Here is an 18,941-nt window from a genome sequence, read left to right as displayed (position 1 = left end):
TTCATCGGCGCGGTCTTTGCAATGACCGCGCGAGTGAGCAGGAGCCGCGTGAACAGCGAGGACCCGCGCGAACCTACACCCCCGCGTTCGCGTCGGCCTTCTTCTTGAGTTCCAGCGCGATGTCGATGAGCTGATCCTCTTGCCCACCAACGAGTTTGCGGTTTCCGGCCTCGATGAGGATGTCGGCGGCGGAGACGCCGTAGCGTTCGGCGTGGTTCTCGGCGTGCTTGAGGAAGCTGGAGTAACAACCGGCGTAACCCATCATCATCGACGGGCGGTCGACGAGGCATTCCGACGGCATCACCGGGCGGACGACGTCCTGGGCGGCGTCGGCGATCTTCATGAAGTCGATGCCGGTGGTGATGCCGAGTTTGTCGCAGACGCCGACGAAGGCCTCGGTGGGGGTGTTGCCCGCACCGGCGCCGAAGCGGCGGATGGAACCGTCGATCTGCTGGGCACCCGCGCGGACCGCGTTGATCGAATTGGCCACGGCGATATCGAGATTCTCGTGTCCGTGGAAGCCGATCTGGGCGTCGTCGCCGAGTTCGGCACGCACCGCCGCGACGCGGTCGGTGACGTCTTCGAGGACCAGCGCTCCGGCCGAGTCGACGACGTAGACGCATTGGCATCCGGCATCGGCCATGATGCGGGCCTGCTTGGCGATGACCTCCGGCGGCTGACTGTGACTCATCATCAGGAAGCCGACGGTTTCCAGGCCGAGGTCGCGGGCCAGGCCGAAGTGCTGGATGGAGACGTCGGCCTCGGTGCAGTGGGTGGCGATGCGGCAGATCTGACCGCCGTTGTCCTGCGCGGCGCGGATGTCGTCCTTGGTGCCGAGCCCGGGCAGCATCAGGAAGGCGATCTTGGCGCGTTTGGCGGTGTCCGCTGCGGCCGCAATCAGTTGCTGCTCCGGGGTTTTGGAGAACCCGTAGTTGAACGACGAGCCACCGAGCCCGTCGCCGTGGGTCACCTCGATGACCGGCACACCCGCGTCGTCGAGGGCGCCGACGATCGCGCGGACCTCCTCCTCGGTGAACTGATGCCGCTTGTGATGGCTGCCGTCGCGCAACGACGAGTCGGTGATGCGGATGTCGAGGGTGTCGGAGTACTTGCGGGCGTTCGCCATCAGCTCCGGATGCGTGGTGGTCATGCCGAGACTCCCAACTTGGTCTTCGCGATCTCCTCGCCGACCTTGGTGGCGGCGGCGGTCATGATGTCGAGGTTGCCGGCGTACGGCGGCAGGAAGTCTCCGGCACCCTCGACCTCGACGAAGATCGAGACGCGGGCGTGACCACCGTTGATGATGCTGGGCGGGTCGAACTGCGGGTCCTGCAGCAGCCGGTAGCCCGGCACGTACTGCTGGATCTCCTTCTCCCGCTTGTGGATCGACTCGGCGATGGCATCCGTGTCGGCGTCGGCGGGGATGGCGCAGAAGATGGTGTCGCGCATGATCATCGGCGGATCGGCCGGGTTGAGGATGATGATGGCCTTGCCGCGGTCGGCGCCGCCGATGGTCTCGATACCCTTCGACGTGGTGCGGGTGAACTCGTCGATGTTGGCGCGCGTACCCGGTCCGGCCGACACCGACGCGACGGATGCAACGATCTCCGCATAGGGCACGGGCACAACCGAACTCACCGCGTGCACCATCGGTATGGTGGCCTGCCCACCGCAGGTGATCATGTTGGTGTTGGGGGCGTCGAGGTGTTCGCGCAGATTCGCCGGCGGCACCACCGCGGGACCGACGGCGGCCGGGGTGAGGTCGACGGCGGTGATGCCGGCCGCCTCGTACTTCGGCGCGTACTCACGGTGCACATACGCCGAGGTGGCCTCGAAGATCAGGTCGGGTTTGTCCGACGAGCCGAGGAGTTCGTCGGCGCCGCCGCTCATGGTGATGAGGCCGCGGTCGGCGGCACGTTTCATCCCTTCGGAGTCGGCGTCGATGCCGACCATCCATCGCGGTTCGATCACCTCGGATCGCTCCAGTTTGTACATCAGGTCGGTGCCGATGTTGCCCGACCCGACGATCGCTGCGGTCAGCTTCGCCACGGGGTGATCTCCTCTTGTCTCACGTGAAATCCAATGTCACCGAGCCGAGCCCGGCGAATTCGGCGACGACGTGGTCGCCCGGTCCGACGTCGAAGGCGCGCGTCGCGGTGCCCGGCAGGATCAGGTCGCCCTTGCGTAGTCGCACCCCGAAACTCTCCACCTTGCGGGCGAGCCAGCTCACCGCATTCAGCGGATGACCCAGTACCGCAGACGAATTGCCCTTCGCGACGATCTCGCCGTTGCGATGCAGCACGGCGTCGATGTCGCCGGTGTCGATCTCGCTGATCGGCACACGCTGCTCCCCCAGAATCCACCCGCACGACGACGCGTTGTCGGCGATGGTGTCACACAAGGTGATCTTCCAGTCCTTGATCCGCGAGTCGATCAGTTCGATCGACGGCACCACCCATTCGACCGCATCGATGACGTCGTCGTTGGTGCAGCCGGCGCCCGGCAGGTCCTTGCCGAGGAGGAATCCGACCTCGACCTCCACACGCGGGAAGCACAGCGTCGACGCGTCGATCGGGGTGGATTCGAAGTACTGCATCTCATCGAGCAGGTGCCCGTAGTCGGGTTCGTCGACGTTCATCATCTTCTGCATCGCCTCCGACGCCAGCCCCACCTTGTGGCCGGCGACCGTCGCACCCGCGTCGAGGCGCTTGCGGATGTTGATCAGCTGGATCTCGTAGGCGTCGACGACGTCGAGGTCGGGGTGGGTGTCGGTGGGCCGGTCGATGGCGGTCGCGGTCTTTTCGGCGTTCCAGAGATCAGCCGCGATCTGCTCGCGGACGTGCTGGTCAACGGCCATGTGGCGAACTCCTGGGTCGAGTGAACGTGTTCTAGTTTAGAACATGTTCCACCGATGCGGAACGGCTCGACCCACTGGCGCAGGAAATCTGCAACGTGTTCTAATTTGTGGATAGAACACGTTGCACCGCGGCGCACGAAGGGACATCCATGACCGACACGGCCAAGACAGACCCAGAGACCTACGACGTCATCGTCGTCGGCGCCGGCGCGGCCGGATTGTCCGCGGCCATCACCGCCGCCGCGCAGGGCCTGCGGACCGTCATCATCGAGAAGTCGGCCTACTGGGGCGGGTCGACGTCCCGGTCGGGCGGAGGTGTCTGGATTCCGAACAACTCCGTGCTCAAGCGCGACGGCGTGGACGACACCACGGCCAAGGCACGCGAGTACGTGCACGCCATCATCGGTGAGCACGCCCCTGCGGAGAAGATCGACGCCTACATCGATCGCGGCCCCGAGGCGCTGGACTTCCTGATGGCGCACGCGCCGTTGGACCTCGAGTGGGTCAAGAACTACTCCGACTACTACCCGGAGGCGCCGGGCGGACGGATCGGCGGACGCAGCGTCGAACCCCGGCCCTTCGACGCCCGTGCGCTCGGTGACGATCTGAAGACGCTGCATCCGCAGTACACCAAGGCTCCACTGAACATGGTTGTGCTGCAGTCTGATTACCGCTGGCTCAACACCGGCCTGCGGCATTGGCGGGGCCCGGTGCGGATGGCCAAGGTCGGCAGCCGGTTCTTCTGGGCCCGCTCGCGCGGCAAGAAGCTCATCGCGATGGGCGCCGCGCTGGCCGCCGAGTTGCTTCTCGGCGTCCGCAAGGCCGGTGTGCCACTGCGTCTCTCGACCGGCCTGGTCGATCTGGTGACGGAGAACGACCGGGTGGTCGGGGTGATCGCCGAGCACGAGGGCTCCCGGGTCGAACTGCGCGCCGAGCGGGGCGTGATCCTGGCGTGCGGCGGTTTCGAGCACAACGCCGAGATGCGCAGGAAGTACCAGCGCGATCCGATCGGGTCCGAGTGGACCACCGGTGCGCCGACCAACACCGGCGACGGCATCAACGCCGGTCTCAAGATCGGCGCGGCGGTGTCGCTGATGGACGACTCTTGGTGGGGCCCAACCATTCCCCTGCCCCGCGGGCCGTGGTTCGCGCTCTCCGAGCGCGCGGTACCCGGCACCTTCATGGTCAACGAACGCGGACAACGCTTCATGAACGAGTCACTGCCCTACGTCGAGGCCGTCCACCACATGTACGGCGGCGAGTTCGGTCAGGGCGACGGCGCAGGCGAGAACGTCCCGGCGTGGCTGGTCTTCGACCAGAAATGCCGCAACCGCTACCTGTTCGCCGGAGTCAACGCACGACAACCGCTGCCCAAGAAGTGGTTCACCTCCGGGGTGGTCGTCAAGGCCGACTCCATCGAGGCACTCGCCGAGCAGATGGGTGTGCCCGCCGACTCGTTGCGCGCCACCACCGACCGCTTCAACGGATTCGCCCGCCGCGGCGTCGACGAGGACTTCGGCCGCGGCACAAGCGGATACGACCACTACTACGGAGACATCACCAACAAACCCAACCCCAGCCTCGGAGCGGTCGAGAAGGGGCCGTTCTACGCGGTCAAGATGGTCCCCGGCGACCTCGGCACCAAGGGCGGCATCGACACCGACGCGAACGGCCGGGCGCTACGCGCCGACGGCTCGGTGATCGACGGCCTGTACGCCGCGGGCAACACCAGCGCACCGGTGATGGGCCACACCTACGCCGGTCCCGGCGCCACCATCGGACCGGCCATGGTCTTCGGATACCTCGCCGCACTCGATTGCGCTGGAAAGTAAGGAGATACGATGCCCATCGATCTGTCCGTCGCCCTGGGCGCCGAACTGCCCGAGACCAGCTTCTCGTGGTCGGCCTCCGACATCGCCCTCTATCACCTGGCCGTCGGTGCCGCCGCCGACCCGATGGACACCGCCGGGCTGGCCTACGTCGACGACGTCGCCCCCAAGGTGCTGCCGACGTTCGCCACCGTCGCGGCGTCGTTTCACGCCATCGAGGCACCGAAGGTCAGGTTCCCGGGCATCGACATCGATCTGGCGAAGGTGGTGCACGGAAGTCAGCAGGTGATCGCGCACCGCCCGATCCCCGCCGACGGCAAGGCCACCACCCGGGCGCGGATCGCCGAGATCCAGGACAAGGGATCGGCGGCGGTGATCATCACCGAGAAGGTCACCACCGACTCCGACGGCAACGACCTGTGGACCGAGCGGTCGTCGATCTTCGCCAAGGGCGAGGGCGGCTTCGGTGGCGATCGCGGGACGTCGACGAAACTCACCTACCCCGACCGCGAACCCGATCACCGGCTGACCGCGCCGACGTTGCCCAATCAGGCACTGCTGTACCGGTTGTGCGGCGACCGCAATCCGTTGCACTCGGATCCGGCGTTCGCCGCCCGGGCGGGCTTCCCGCGGCCGATCCTGCACGGATTGTGTACCTACGGGACGGTGTGCCGGACCGTCGTCGACGCCCTCCTCGACGGCGACGTCACCGCGGTGAGCGACTATTCGGCCACCTTCGCCGGGGTCGTCTTCCCCGGCGAGACGCTCGACATCGCGGTCTGGGAGGACTCCGGCCGCTTGCTGATCTCCGCATCGGTCGCCGACCGCGACGGCGCTCCAGCATTGGGCAACGTGGCATTGGGAAACGTGGCATTGGGCAACGTGGCCATCACGTCGGCGAAACCCGCTTCACCGGCCTGATGTGGGGCGATCGGCGGTCCGATGACGGGGCCTGTCCACCTTCGATATCGCACTGACCATACGGACGACGCCGGGCGTCTATTCTGCTCAAGGAAGACCCGTCCCATCCTTGAGGAGAATTGATGAGCGATTCGCTGCAGTCCTTGCTCGACACCAACCGATCGGCCGCCGTCGACGACCTGGTGGGGGTGATCGACTCGCAGGTTTCGGCTCAGAAGGGCATCGGTGGGGCTGCCGTCAAGGCCGCGTACGCCGCCGCACAGAAGGTCAAGCCCGGGATCGTGCGCAAGGCCACCGATCTGATGCTGCCGGACTTCGTCAACGCGCTGACGCCGTTCTGGGATTCGAAGCCCGCCGGAACGGCATTCGGCGATCACCTCGCCGCCAACGCCGACGCCGCGACTGAAGCACTGCTCGCCGTCACCGATGATCAGGTCGAGTCGGCCAAGGCGCCGCTGGTCAAGGCGTACAAGTCGCTGCGGGGCAAGGCGAAGGGATACGTCAGCGACGCCCTACCCGCGGTGGGTGCCGCGGTGGAACGCAACGTCGCATGATCGACGGTCGCGCCGCGTCGACTCGCAACGCGGGTCGGCGGCGCGGCCATGCCGCGCCGTCGCAGTCAGCGCTGTCGCGGACAGGACTGTCGCGATCAGCGCCCGCGCGGTCAGGCTGCGGTCGTCACGATGAGGACGAGCATGCAGACGACCGCGACCAGCGCCGCGAGCATCGCGAGAACGCGCCACACGTGCAGGCGCGGGGTATCGGCGGATCGGGAAGTGTTGACCGGTGCGGCCATGATGTCCCACTTTCAGTTGGCCGGGGCCGGTACCGAGGTGTGGTCACGATCCCCGTGTGTGCGACTTCAGTGATTAATGTGTCACACGTTGCATTTGATGTCGCGTCTTCGGGCCAGCGTGTCGCGTGCGTCACACAGCTGAGCCCCGGAAAATCCACAGGAAGGGCGTGACGATGCGCCGATTCACCTCCATCGATCTGCGATCGGCATGGCTCATCCTGATCTCATGCGCGGCCGTCAGCATGGTCGTGGCCGCCATGGCCGCCCTCAACACGGCCCTCGCCGACATCGCCATCGACATCAACGCCGACACCGGACAGATGACGTGGATCGCCGACGGATACACCCTGGCTCTGGCCGCGCTCCTGCTGCCCGCCGGCGCCATCGGCGACCGCCTGGGCCGGCGCGAATTGCTGATCGCGGGTCTGATCGTGTTCGCGATCGGTTCCCTCGCGGCCATCTGGACCACCGATCCGACCCAACTGATCATCACCCGATGTGTGGCCGGTGCCGGCGCCGCGTTCATCATGCCGACGACGTTGTCGTTGATCACCTCGGGCGTGCCGGAGGACAAACGCAGCATCGGCATCAGCATCTGGGCCGCCGTCGCCGGCGCCGGCGCCATCGCCGGATTCCTGGTGTCCGGGGTCCTGCTGAAGTTCTTCTCGTGGCATTCGATCTTCATCACGTTCGCGGCGTCGGCGGTGCTCACCGCGCTGGTGTGCCTGACGATCGGCACCTCCAAGGACTCCGAGCCGAAACCGTTCGACTATCTGGGCACGCTGGTCTCGATCCTGGCGGTCACCGGCATCGTGTTCGGATTGCTCGAGGCACCCCATCGTGGCTGGGATGACGCGCTCGTCCTGATCACGTTGATCGGCGGCATCGTCCTCGTCGCAGTGTTCTGCCTCATCGAGCTGCGCGGGTCACGCCAGCTCCTCGACGTCCGGCTGTTCACCAACCGCGCCTTCGGTTCCGGCGCATTGTCGGTGGCATTGCAATTCTTCGCCTCCTTCGGCGCGTTCTACCTTCTGCTGCAACGACTGCAGCTGGTGTTCGGCTACACCCCGCTCCAGTCGGCCTTCGCCCTGATGCCCATGGTGGCCGGAGTGAGCATCTTCGCACTCATCGGCAATTGGCTTGCGGTGCGCTATCATTCGCTGCGCTTCGTCTTGGCCGGCGGAATTCTGATCTCCGGGCTCGGCTTCATCCTCATCGGCACCATCGACTACGACACGTACTGGGTGCTGGCGGCGATGCTGTTCTGCACCTCCGTGGGTATCGGCCTGGCGACCGCACCGTCGACGACGGCCATCATGTCCAACACCCCGCTGGACAATCAGGGCGTGGGTTCGGCGGTGAACGACACCGCTCGCGAGATCGGCGCCGCCATCGGCATCGCCATCTCGGGAAGCCTGCTGGCGGCGGGCTATTCGGATCGCATCGGGTCGACCGCAGCACTGGCGCGTGATCAGCTCACCGCCGCCGGACAGCCACAGGCCGCCGCCGAAGCCGGCGAACGGATCTCCCGGTCACTCGCCGAGGCCACCGAGGTCGCCTCCAGACTGCCCGGAGAACTCGGTGCCCGGATCCTGCAGGGCGCGAAAGACGCGTTCATCGAACCGATGAACATGGCGTGTCTGGTGTTGGGGATCGTGCTGGTGGTCGGTGGCGTGGCGCTGGGATTCCTCGCCCCGCGTCGTGTGGTCGCACTCCATCACGACGGTCAACCCGAGTCCGGGGTCAACGAATTCGGCTGGTCCGGTGAGTCCGACGACGACCCTGTTTCGAACGACAACGCAGCGAGCGGGCCGACCGCGAACGAGCCTGCTGCCGACGGCCGCGACTCGAATGACCCCGTGGCGTCCGAGTCCGATTCCGTCTGATTCAACTAGGCTCTCGTCGTGCTCGATTCCCAGAGTGTCCTGGGCACCATCCTGGCTGCCTGCTGCCTGTTCGGTGTGGTCGGCGTTGCCGTATCGGCGCGCCGGATGAGTCCGGCCGTGGTGGCGGTCCCCGCCGCCGTCGTGCTGGTCGTGCTGGGTGTGGTCTCGTGGTCGCAAGCCGGGGACGAACTCTCGTTCATCGGACCCACCATCGGCTTCCTCGCGGCCATGTTCGTCGTCGCCGAGGTGTGCGCCCAGGAAGGCGTATTCGCCTGGATCGGTTCGGTTCTCGCGCGGGTCAGTCGAGGGTCACCGCAACGTCTGCTCGGACTGGTGTTCGTCGCCGCGGCAGTGACCACCGCGGTGCTGTCCATCGATACCACCATCGTGCTGCTGACACCGGTCGCCGTCGCCACCGCGCGTCGCATCGGGGCGAAGGTCGCACCGGCGGGCGCGGCCACGGCACACCTGGCCAACAGCGCGTCGACGCTGCTTCCGGTGTCGAATCTGACCAACCTGCTGGCCTTTTCGGCAACGGGCCTCGGATTCCTCACCTTCGCCGGATTGATGGTCGGTCCGTGGGTCGTGGCCATCGTCGTCGAATACGTGCTATTCCGTTGGTTTTTCGCGAGTGAGTTGCGGTCGGTGCGCGACGAGGCGACTTCGGATGGCCCCGCTCCGACCGCCCCCGCGGTGAGCCGCCCGGCACCTGTGCTGACCCTGGTGTTGCTCGGCCTGCTTCTCGTCGGATTCGTGGTGGCCGAACCGCTGGGTGTGCCGCTGTCGGTCGTCGCCGCGATCGGAGCGGTGGTGATGCTCATCGCTCCCCTGCGACGTGCTCCGCTGCCGACGGTCATCCGCGCCGGGCGCGCACTGAACGTGCCGTTCCTGGCGTTCGTCGCCGCGTTGGGCATCATCATCCTGCCGATACGGCTTGGCCCCGTGGGCGATTGGGTCACCACACTCATCCCGTCCGGCGAGGGGCTCCTCGCTCTGCTGGCCGTCGCGGCGCTGGCGGCGGTGGTGGCCAATCTGCTCAACAATCTGCCCGCCACACTCCTGCTCATCCCGCTCGTCGCGCACGAGCCGGGACTGGCGCTCGCCATGCTGCTCGGGGTCAACATCGGCCCGAATCTCGCCTACTTCGGCTCCCTGGCCAATCTGCTGTGGCGAGATGTGATGCGGCGCAACACCACTCCTCCGCCGACGCGGCGCTACCTCCTGCTGGGGGCGCTCACCGTCCCACCCACCCTGATCGCCGCCGTCGTCGCCCTATGGGTGGGGCTTCAGGTCGGCTGATCGGGGCTTGATCCGGGCTTGATCCTCCAGGCGTGCTCTGCGTTGACAGCGCTCTCGATTCCGTTGACAGCGCTCTCCAGTTCACTGACAGCGCTTGCCATCCCGTTGACAGCGCTCAGGTTCGTCGGCGCAGTAGTTGTCAACGTGGGTACTTTCCAGCGCACGCTGCGGAGGTCTCGACTCGCCGCTCGCCCTGGGGGCTCGCGACGGCTCGACCAACGGGTTGGCGAGCGCCGTCAACGTGGGCGAAGGCGCCGTCAACGGGTGACAGAGCGCTGTCAGCGTGGACACTTTCCAGCGCATCCTGCGGAGGTCTCGACTCGCCGCTCGCCCTGGGGGGCTCGCGACGGCTCGACCAGCAACGAAAGAGCGCTGCGAACGTTCCCGGGTCAGGCCGGGGCCGGCTCCGCACCCGCGGTGGCCGCGGCGTTCTTCGCCCACCGGTAGTCGGCCTTGCCTGCGGGCGTGCGCTTGACCTCGTCGACGAAGACGACGGTGCGCGGAACCTTGTAGCCGGCAAGCGATTCGCGGCAATGTGCCTGTATCTCTTCGAGGCTCGGTTCGGTGGCGCCGTCGGCGACGCGGGCCACCGCGGCCACGCGCTGCCCGTAGCGTTCGTCGGGCACCGGGACCACCAGTGCGTCGCCGATGGCCGGATGCGCGTGGAGTACCGCCTCGACCTCCTCCGCGTACACCTTCTCGCCGCCGGTGTTGATGCATTGGGAACCGCGGCCCAGGAAGACGATGGAACCATCGGCCTCGACGGTGCCCATGTCACCGAGGATCGAGATCCGCCGACCGTCGGGCAGGGTCGGGAAGGTTCGGGCGCTCTTCTCCTCGTCCTTGTAGTACCCGAGTGGCACATTGCCGATACGCGCGATGTACCCGACATCGCCCGAGCCAGGCTCGATCTGACGATGCCGCTCGTCGACCACCATCATCTTGTCGGTCGGCGGCACCCGGAGATTCCCGTTGTCGTCCATCAGGATCTCGCCGTCATTGCCCGATTCGGAGGCACCGAAGTTGTCGCGCAGGATGAGATCCGGCTTGATGGCGGCGAACCGCTCCCGATTGTGATGTGACCAGATGGCGCCGCCGGAGGTCACCGAGAACAGGGTCGAGTAGTCGACCTCGTCCTTGCGGCGTTCCATCTCCTCCGCGAGCGGCATACCCATCGCGTCACCGACGATGAGGATGATCTGGATTCCCTCGTCCTCGATGCCCTGCACGATCGCCGCCGGGTCGAAGTCGCGCATCAAGACCAGCCGCCCACCCAGGGTGAGGAAGGTGAACAGCGAGTACGACGCCGCGCCGTGCATGAGCGGCGCGGCGATGTTGAAGGCGATCGACCCGAATTCCTGGACAGCAGTTCCCAGTTCGGCGAGATCCTTGCGAGCCTCACCGTACGGGTTGCCGCCGGAGATCGGCTTGCGGAAGAAGTCGTCGTGACGCCACATGACACCCTTCGGATAGCCGGTGGTGCCGCCGGTGTAGAGCAGATACAGTTCGTCGCCGGTACGCGGCTCGAAATCGCGTTCCTCGGAGGCGTTCTCCTCGTCGGCGAAGGACACCACCGCAACCTCGCGGCCGTCGGGAAGCGCGGCGGCCGCCTCGGCCAGCTCCGTCTCGATCGGTCCGATCACGAAAACGGTGCGCACCAAGGGCAGGTCGCCGAGCAGCGCCGCGACGCTACGCTGATGTTCGGGGAGTTCGACGATGATCCCCCGTGAGTCCGAATTGTCGAAGATGTAGCGCAACTCGGTGTTGGTGTAGCGGTAGTTGACGTTGACCGGCACCGCTCGGATCTTGAGCAGTCCCAGCAGGCTCGTCACGTGCTCCACACTGTTCTTGAGGAACAGTGCCACCTGATCATTCGCCTCGATTCCGTTGTCCCGCAGCAGATGCGCGACTCTCGTGGCGAGTCGGTCGAGTTCGGCGTAGCTGATCTGCCGTCCGTCGTAGCTCAGTGCGATGCGGTCGGGCACCGAGTCGGCGACGGTCTCGAACACGTCGGCCAGGTTGAACTTGTGGGGCGCGTCCTGCGTGGTCACTGTCGAACTCCTTTGGGCTGATGATTGTCCGTACCCGAATGTCATTGCGCGGCAAGCACCAGGCCGCTGGTGGGGACTCCCGTCCCGGCGGTGACGATGACGCGTTGCGCATCGCTCACCTGGTTGACCGAGGTCCCGCGGATCTGGCGCACGCCCTCGGCGATGCCGTTCATCCCGTGGATGTAGGCCTCGCCGAGTTGCCCGCCGTGTGTGTTCAACGGCAGACGACCGCCGACCTCGAGCGCACCGGGTTCGGCGACGAAGTCCTTCGCCTCTCCCCGACCACAGAATCCCAGCTCCTCCAACTGCATCAGCGTGTAGGGGGTGAAGTGATCGTAGAGAATCCCGACGTCCATGTCGTCCGGCCGCAGCCCGGACTGCTTCCACAGTTGCCGACCCACCAGGCCCATCTCGGGCAGCGCGGCGAGGTCATCACGGTAATAGCTGGTCATGATGAACTGGTCGTCGGCACTTCCGGCGGCCGCACCCACGATCACCGCCGGCGGATGCGGCAGGTCCTTCGCACGCTCGGCCGAGGCCACGACGATGGCGACGCCACCGTCGGACTCCTGACAGCAGTCGAGCAGATGGAGCGGCTCGGCGATGTAGCGCGATTTCTGGTGATCTTGCAGGGTGATCGGCTTACCGAAGAAGAAGGCGTTCGGATTGACCGCCGCATGCTTGCGGTCGGCAACGGCCACCCGGCCGAAATCCTCACTGGTGGCGCCGTAGTCGTGCATATACCGCTGCGCCACCATCGCGACGAAGGCCGCCGGAGTCGACAGTCCGTGCGGGTAGGAGAAGGCGTTGTCGGTACCCGACGAGTTCTCCTGGTTCGCGACGGCCGAATTCACCTGTCCGAAACGTAGTCCCGACCGTTCGTTGAATGCCCGGTAGGCGACGACGACGTCGGCGACGCCGGTGGCCACCGCCATCGCGGCCTGCTGGACGGTGGCGCACGCCGCACCGCCGCCGTAGTGGATGCGCGAGAAGTACGTCATCTCACGGATTCCCACCGCACGCGCCACCGCGATCTCGGCGTTGGTGTCCATCGTGAACGACACGAGACCGTCGACGTCTGCCGGGGTGAGGCCGGCGTCGGCGATCGCCGCGGAGACCGCTTCGGCGGCCAGTCGCAGTTCACTGCGCCCGGAGTCCTTGGAGAACTCGGTGGCCCCGATACCGACGATCGCGGCCGCCCCGGAGAGGGTTCCCATCAGTTCTCCCCCGCCCTGTTGCCGCCGACCGCGTGACCGAGTCCGACGACCACCGTCGAGATCACATGCTTGCCCAGCGAATTCGTTCCCACCACCGACACCGTGACCTCATCCCCGTCACGCGCGGTCACCTCGCCGGTGAACGTCACCGAATCGTAGGCGTACCACGGCACACCGAGTTTCAGTCTGATCGAACGCACGCGCGCCGACGGTCCGGCCCAGTCGGTGACGAACCTCTCCACGAGGCCGGTGTCGGTGAGGATGTTGACGAATATGTCCTTCGAGCCCTTGGCCTGCGCCAGATCCCGATCGTGATGCACATCCTGGAAGTCACGCGTGGCCAACGCCGTCGCCACCACGAATGTCGGTGTCGCCTCAATGGTCAACGCGGGCAACGTCTGACCGACCTCGACGGTTGGTACCGCCTCGAGGGTCATGCGCTCACCTCCTTCTGACGCGGCTGCCAGGCATACAGCGTCCACGCCGGTGTACCGGCATCGTCGTCGGCCGGGAAGTCGAGATAGGTTGCCTCGACCGGCATTCCGATGTGCACCTGCTCCGGGTCCACACCACGGAGCTCACCGAGCATCCGCACACCCTCCTCGAGTTCGACGAGGGCGACCACGAACGGCAGCCCCCGTCCGGGCACCTTGGGGGCACGGTGCACGACGTAGCTGAAGACGGTGCCGCGGCCACTCGCGACCACGTAGTCGGTGGCCGGCACGATGCCGTCGGCGCCACGGGGCTTCCACGTCGCCGGTATCGGCGGGTGACGCAACGTACCGTCCTCGACGGCCTGGATGCGCAACTCGTGGGCGGCGATGCCCTCCCAGAAGAAGGCGGTGTCCCGGGAAACACCGGGCCGCAACATCATCGATGGATCGAGGTCATCGAACGAGGCGCCGGCCGGCGGCTCGGCGGGCGGCGCGGTGGCTCCCGCGCCGGGCGGCCGGAACTTCAGGATCCGGAAATCCATCTCGGCGACCACCTCGTCGCCCACCGACCAGGTGTTGCGGGTGGTGAAGAACCACCCCTCGCCCAGCGCGGTGTTCTTGGGACCGACGACGTCGACGAGTTCGGCGGAGATCGCGACCTGCTCACCGACCTCGACGTAGCGGTGATAGGTGGTGTCGCAGTTGGTGGCGACGACGGAGGTGTAGCCGGCCTCGTCGAAGAGTTCGGTGGCGCGGCCGAGCGGATCGTCGGCGGCCCGCGAACCGTGGAGGCCGCGCATCGTCCACACCTGCGCCATCGCCGGCGGGGCGACCACTCCCGGATGGCCGGCGGCCCGCGCGGAGGCGGCGTCGGTGTAGATGGGGTTGGTGTCGCCGATCGCCTCGACCCAGTTGTTGATCATCGGCTGATTCACCGGGTCCCGGCCCGCCACCGGCGCGCTGGGGCCGTCGCCCTTGATCTGCCGGGCGGCCGACTCGATGGCGTCGATCAGCGTCTGCGATCCGGTCATCGTTTGGCCCTCGGCAATCCGAGTCCGGCGGTGCCGATCATGTCACGCATCACCTCGTTGACGCCTCCCCCGAAGGTGATGACCACGTTGCGTTTCTGCTGCACGTCGAGCCAATCGACCAACTCGGCGGTCTGCGGATCGGTGAAATCGCCGTAGCGGCCGATGATCTCGTCGATCATCCGCCCCACCTTCTGAAGTCGTTCGGTGGCGAAGACCTTGGTGGCCGCGGCGTCGGCCATGGAGATGGCTTCGCCGGTGGAGGCCACCTGCCAGTTGAGCAACTCGTTGATACGCGCGTAGGCGTCGATCTCCGCGAGCGCGCGACGCACGTCGGGATGTTTGGCGATCACCGTGCCGTCCGGTCCGGGACGTGCAGCCCAGGCACGCACCCGCGCCGCGAGGCCGTCGATGCGGCCGGCCGGACCCAGCATCACCCGTTCGTGATTGAGCTGAGTGGTGATCAGCTTCCAGCCGTCCCCCTCCTCACCGACCCGCATCGACAGTGGCACACGCACATCGCTGTAGTAGGTGGCGTTCACGTGGTGCGCGCCGTCGGCGGTGATGATCGGCGTCCAGGAGTATCCGGGGTCACGGGTGTCGACGATGAGGATCGAGATGCCCTTGTGTTTGGGGGCGTGCCGATCGGTGCGCACCGCGAGCCAGATGAAATCCGCGTCGTGTCCGCCGGTGGTGAAGATCTTCTGCCCGTTGACGATGTACTCATCGCCCTCGCGGACGGCGCTCGTGGTCAGCGAGGCGAGGTCGGTGCCCGCGTCGGGTTCGGTGTAGCCGATCGCGAAATGCACCTCGCCGGAAAGGATCTTGGGCAGGAACCGATCCTTCTGCTCCGCCGTGCCGTGGGCCTGAAGCGTCGGGCCGACGGTCTGCAAGGTCACCGCCGGGAGCGGGACATCGGCGCGGACGGCCTCATTGGTGAAGATCTGTTGTTCGATCTCACCGAATCCCTTGCCGCCGAACTCCTTCGGCCAGCCGACGCCGAGCCAACCGTCGGCGCCCATCTGCCGCACGATCTTGCGGTAGGTCCGACCATGCCGTTCGGTGAGCATCGTCGCCGCATCCTCAGGGCCGATGAGGTCGGCGAAGTACTCGCGTACCTGCGCCTTCAACGCCCGCTGATCCGGCGTGAGATCGATGAACATCATTGCGCTCCTACCGATTCCGACAGCCCGGCCAGCTCGTCGAGACGAGCGTCGGTGCCGCCGACGAGCCGGGCGAGATCCTTGGCGATCGAAAAGTAGCGGTGCAGCGGGTAGGTGACGTCGACACCGATACCGCCGTGCAGGTGGGTCATGGTGCGCAGCGTCGCCGGCACCTCGGCGGCCATCCAGTACGTTCCAATACCCAGATCATGCTCGGCGTCCAGCCCTTCGGACAGTCGCCACGCCGCCGCCGTCGCCGCCAGAGACAGGGCCCGGCCGACGACGTAGATGTCGGCGAGTTGCTGGCCCACCGCCTGGAACAGCGCGATCGGTTTGCCGAACTGTTCACGTTCGGTCACGTGTCGCGCGGTGAGCGTGGTCGCCCCGGCCACCAGTCCATCGGCGTAGGTACACAAGGACATCCGGTAGAGGTCGCGCAGGACGCCGAGGTCGGCGGTGAGTACGTCGGCATCGGCGACGGGAACATCGTCGAATCGGATCGTGTACTCACCCCAACCGCTCGACGACGGGGTGCGCCGCATGCTGATTCCCGGCACATCCGATCGCACGGCGAGAACCCCGATATCGGTGCCGACGAGCAGCGCGGTCGAGCCCTCGGCATGCAGCACACCGGATTTCACGCCGACGAGGCGACCGTCACGAACGGTGGTCTGCGGGGTGGAGGTGAGCGCGTCACCCGGTTCCCCCAGCGCGACCGCATGCCAGGCACCCTCGGCCAGCGTCCCGGCCCACCGCCGTCGCAGGCCGTCGGCGGTTCCGGGGTCGACGGCCCGCAACACGAGCGCCGAGGTCACCGAGCCGAGAACGGGCACGACGGCCGCCGCCGCGCCGAGCCGGCGGAGCAGCGGGGCCACCGCGGTGACCCCGAGATCGTCGCCACCCAGTGATTCGGGGAGTGCGAGCGCGTTGAGTCCGGCATCGGCCATCTCGGCCCACAGCGCGTCGTCGAGCCCACCGACGCCGTCCTGGTCACCAGCGCGCAGTCCACGCCCGAACTTCGTCTCCCAGCGGGTCTCGTGCCGGGAGAGTACGTCGTCGGCGACGTCACCGACCGCGACCGCTTCCGCGTCGAGGGCAAAGTCCACCCCGGTGCCTCCTGTTCAAAAAGTAGAACCTGTTCTAGTTGTATCAGACGGGAGCGTCAGGAGCGGGGTAGTCCGAGAATCCGCTCAGCGGCCGCGGTCCGCAGGATCTGGGTGGTTCCGCCGGCGATCGACAGGCACCGGTTCTGCAACAACAGCTCCGACGCGTCAGTCGCCGCGACGGCGTCGACACCGAGCAGGTCGACGGCGAGTTCCGGCACCGACTGACGATGGGCGACGCCGATCAGCTTGCGCGCACTCGACAGCGCCCCCGGGTCGTGTCCGGCCAGGCGTCGCGTGACCGCCCGGGCATCGAGGACGCGGCCGATGTGGGCGTCGGCGACGAGTCGTCCCAGCCCGGACATCTCGGCGTCGGTCAGCGGCCGGGACATCTGCGCGATCTGCCGGAGCAGCGCATCCATCTCCTTGCCCAGACCCGACCCGCCCATCGCGACACGCTCATTCGCCAGGGTCGTGCGGGCCAACCGCCATCCGCCGTTGACCTCACCGACCACACAGTCGTCGGGCACGAACACATCGTCGAGGAAGACCTCGTTGAAGTTGGCCCGTCCGGTGAGTTCGCGCAGCGGCCGGATGTCGATGCCGGCGGCGGCCATATCCACCAGAAAGTAGGTGATGCCCTTGTGTTTCGGCGCGTCGGCGTCGGTGCGGGCCAGACAGATCCCCCACTGCGCGTTGTGGGCCTGCGAGGTCCAGATCTTCTGCCCGGACAACCGCCAGCCCCCGTCGACCCGGGTCGCCCGGGTACGCAGCGCGGCCAGGTCGGAACCGGCCTCGGGTTCACTGAACAGCTGGCACCACACGATGTCCCCGTGCAGCGTCGGCGCCACGAACCGCTCGCGCTGCGCGTCGGTGCCGTGTTCGAGGATCGTCGGGATGGCCCACGCCCCGATGACCAGATCCGGCCGGATCACCGCGGCGCGGTCGAACTCGGCGTCGATGAGCAGCTGCAACGCAGGGTCGGCACCGATCCCGTGTGGGGCGGGCCAGTGCGGCATGAGGTAGCCGGCATCGGCCAGCAACCGGCGTTGCCCGGATTCGTCTGTCGCCGCGACCTTTTCGGCCACGTCACGAACCTCGTCACGACGGTGCTCGACCGCCGACAGATCGATCTCGAAGTCGCGTCGGTCACCCCGCAGGCCCCGCCGGGCGAGCTCGGCGCGGGCCGGGTGCCCCTGTCCCAGCAGGGCGCGGGCGACCATCGCCGAGCGCAGGTACAGGTGGGCGTCGTGTTCGAAGGTGAAGCCGATGCCACCGAGGATCTGGATGCAGTCCTTGGTCACCGCGACGGGCAGGTCGGCGACGAGGATCTCGGCGGCGAGTCTGCTCAACTCGAGTTGCTCGCGGGCCCGCTCGCCGGCTGCATCGTCGGGTGCGGCCGCCATGGCGTCGTCGACGGCGCGCGCGAGATCCCACGCCGCCGCTTCGACTTGCTCTGTGCGACACAGCATGTCGGCGCAGATGTGTTTGACGGCCTGGAAGGACCCGATCGGCGCACCGAATTGAGTGCGCACCGTGGCGTAGTCGACCGCGGTCGTCAGGGCCCACCGGCACACGCCGCTCTGGTATGCGGTGCGAGCCGCACTCAGCACGCCGGCGATCACCGGGCCGCCGCCGCAGTCGATCAGGTCGTCGGGGCCGACGCCACCGATGCGCACGCGGGCGGTCGGGGCGGCACCGTCGACCGGCGTCTCGACGTCCACCACCCGCTTCCCGACACCGGGTGGGATGACCCACCAGGAACCGGGCATCGTCCCCGTCACCGCCGGAAGCAGGATTGCGGCGCCGTCGACGTAGCCGGGCACCACGCCGAGGTCGACTTCGCCATCGCCGACCGTGAACGCCTCGATGTGCGCTCGCGCCGGAACGACGCCCGGCGTCGCGCCCGCGATCACGGATTCGAGCAGCGCGGCTGCGCGGGGATCGTCGGCGCGGGTCAGCGCGAGCGCGGTCGCGACGGTCTCGGCGATCGGACCGGGTACCAGCGACCGGCCGCAGCGTTCGACCATCGCGGCGACGTCGGCGCAGGACGCGCCCAAGCCGCCGTGCGATTCTGGGACAATGGCCGACACGACACCGAAGTCGGCGAGTTGGGCGAATAGCTCGCCCACCTGATCGTCGGGTTTGTCCAGGTGCGCACGGGCGATATCGGTGGTGCCGACCTTCGCGGCCCAGGCCGCGATGGCCTCGCAGACGGCGATCTGTTCGGGGGACGTGGCGAGTGTCACGGGAATCCTCTGTGCCGATTAGGTGACCAAGAACTAGAACCTGTTCTAATATGCCATGAGTACTGTACGCGCGGTAGCCATCCCGCCATCAGTCCGCCGACCACCGAC

At 67.1% G+C, this 18,941-nt stretch carries 16 protein-coding genes; 5 read left to right on the top strand and 11 right to left on the bottom strand.

Annotated features, from left to right (window positions below):
* Positions 1–73: 73 nt before the first annotated feature.
* The 3 genes from dmpG to ABLE94_RS10920 are packed head-to-tail and all read right to left on the bottom strand — an operon-like array spanning position 74 to position 2,857.
* Complete coding sequence (dmpG, locus tag ABLE94_RS10930) at positions 74–1,150, bottom strand: 4-hydroxy-2-oxovalerate aldolase (RefSeq protein WP_348804708.1); 1,077 nt, start codon at positions 1,148–1,150, stop codon at positions 74–76.
* Positions 1,147–2,049 (bottom strand): acetaldehyde dehydrogenase (acetylating), encoded by a 903-nt coding sequence (locus tag ABLE94_RS10925; RefSeq protein ID WP_348808734.1) that lies wholly within the window; start codon positions 2,047–2,049, stop codon positions 1,147–1,149. The genes dmpG and ABLE94_RS10925 overlap by 4 nt, the downstream gene beginning before the upstream one ends.
* 19 nt (positions 2,050–2,068) lie before the next feature.
* Positions 2,069–2,857, bottom strand: a complete 789-nt coding sequence (locus tag ABLE94_RS10920) for a 2-keto-4-pentenoate hydratase (RefSeq protein WP_348808733.1) — start codon at positions 2,855–2,857, stop codon at positions 2,069–2,071.
* 149 nt (positions 2,858–3,006) lie between these two features.
* Here ABLE94_RS10920 and kstD point away from each other — a divergent pair, with 149 nt between their 5' ends.
* From kstD to ABLE94_RS10905, 3 genes are all read left to right on the top strand, one after another.
* Positions 3,007–4,689, top strand: coding sequence for a 3-oxosteroid 1-dehydrogenase (gene kstD, locus ABLE94_RS10915; RefSeq protein WP_348804705.1), 1,683 nt, complete (start codon positions 3,007–3,009; stop codon positions 4,687–4,689).
* A 9-nt stretch (positions 4,690–4,698) separates the two neighbouring features.
* A complete protein-coding gene (chsH3, locus tag ABLE94_RS10910; RefSeq protein ID WP_348804704.1) occupies positions 4,699–5,607 on the top strand; it encodes an enoyl-CoA hydratase ChsH3 in 909 nt (302 codons plus the stop codon).
* A 122-nt stretch (positions 5,608–5,729) separates the two neighbouring features.
* Positions 5,730–6,161, top strand: coding sequence for a DUF6918 family protein (locus ABLE94_RS10905; protein ID WP_348804703.1), 432 nt, complete (start codon positions 5,730–5,732; stop codon positions 6,159–6,161).
* Positions 6,162–6,271: 110 nt separating this feature from the next.
* Here ABLE94_RS10905 and ABLE94_RS10900 read toward each other — a convergent pair whose 3' ends face one another.
* On the bottom strand, positions 6,272–6,403 hold the full coding sequence (locus ABLE94_RS10900) for a hypothetical protein (RefSeq protein ID WP_348804702.1): 132 nt from the start codon (positions 6,401–6,403) through the stop codon (positions 6,272–6,274).
* A gap of 173 nt (positions 6,404–6,576) precedes the next feature.
* Between ABLE94_RS10900 and ABLE94_RS10895 the strand changes: the two genes are divergently transcribed.
* Positions 6,577–8,289, top strand: a complete 1,713-nt coding sequence (locus ABLE94_RS10895; RefSeq protein ID WP_348804883.1) for an MFS transporter — start codon at positions 6,577–6,579, stop codon at positions 8,287–8,289.
* An 18-nt stretch (positions 8,290–8,307) separates the two neighbouring features.
* On the top strand, positions 8,308–9,588 hold the full coding sequence (locus ABLE94_RS10890) for an ArsB/NhaD family transporter (protein ID WP_348804701.1): 1,281 nt from the start codon (positions 8,308–8,310) through the stop codon (positions 9,586–9,588).
* 389 nt (positions 9,589–9,977) lie between these two features.
* Here the strand turns inward: ABLE94_RS10890 and ABLE94_RS10885 are convergent, their stop codons facing one another.
* The 7 genes from ABLE94_RS10885 to ABLE94_RS10855 are packed head-to-tail and all read right to left on the bottom strand — an operon-like array spanning position 9,978 to position 18,833.
* Positions 9,978–11,639 (bottom strand): AMP-binding protein, encoded by a 1,662-nt coding sequence (locus ABLE94_RS10885; RefSeq protein WP_348804700.1) that lies wholly within the window; start codon positions 11,637–11,639, stop codon positions 9,978–9,980.
* Between the two features lie 41 nt (positions 11,640–11,680).
* The gene (locus tag ABLE94_RS10880; protein WP_348804699.1) at positions 11,681–12,856 is read right to left on the bottom strand and encodes a lipid-transfer protein; all 1,176 of its coding nucleotides are present in this window, start codon (positions 12,854–12,856) and stop codon (positions 11,681–11,683) included.
* Positions 12,856–13,293, bottom strand: a complete 438-nt coding sequence (locus tag ABLE94_RS10875) for a MaoC family dehydratase (protein WP_348804698.1) — start codon at positions 13,291–13,293, stop codon at positions 12,856–12,858. The genes ABLE94_RS10880 and ABLE94_RS10875 overlap by 1 nt, the downstream gene beginning before the upstream one ends.
* Positions 13,290–14,321 (bottom strand): bifunctional MaoC family dehydratase N-terminal/OB-fold nucleic acid binding domain-containing protein, encoded by a 1,032-nt coding sequence (locus ABLE94_RS10870; protein WP_348808732.1) that lies wholly within the window; start codon positions 14,319–14,321, stop codon positions 13,290–13,292. The genes ABLE94_RS10875 and ABLE94_RS10870 overlap by 4 nt, the downstream gene beginning before the upstream one ends.
* Positions 14,318–15,481 (bottom strand): acyl-CoA dehydrogenase family protein, encoded by a 1,164-nt coding sequence (locus tag ABLE94_RS10865; protein ID WP_348808810.1) that lies wholly within the window; start codon positions 15,479–15,481, stop codon positions 14,318–14,320. The genes ABLE94_RS10870 and ABLE94_RS10865 overlap by 4 nt, the downstream gene beginning before the upstream one ends.
* Positions 15,481–16,587, bottom strand: coding sequence for an acyl-CoA dehydrogenase family protein (locus tag ABLE94_RS10860; RefSeq protein ID WP_348808731.1), 1,107 nt, complete (start codon positions 16,585–16,587; stop codon positions 15,481–15,483). Before ABLE94_RS10860 ends, ABLE94_RS10865 begins: the two co-directional genes overlap by 1 nt.
* 56 nt (positions 16,588–16,643) lie before the next feature.
* Positions 16,644–18,833 carry an acyl-CoA dehydrogenase family protein gene (locus ABLE94_RS10855; protein ID WP_348808730.1) on the bottom strand — a complete coding sequence of 730 codons (2,190 nt, stop codon included), beginning with the start codon at positions 18,831–18,833 and terminating at the stop codon, positions 16,644–16,646.
* Positions 18,834–18,941: the final 108 nt, after the last annotated feature.

The organism is Gordonia sp. VNK1 (assembly GCF_040049135.1).
In the GTDB taxonomy this organism is placed as follows: Bacteria; Actinomycetota; Actinomycetes; order Mycobacteriales; family Mycobacteriaceae; genus Gordonia; species Gordonia oleivorans.
The sequence above is the reverse complement of the archived record's forward strand: the minus strand, read 5'-3'. Positions and strand labels throughout refer to the sequence as shown.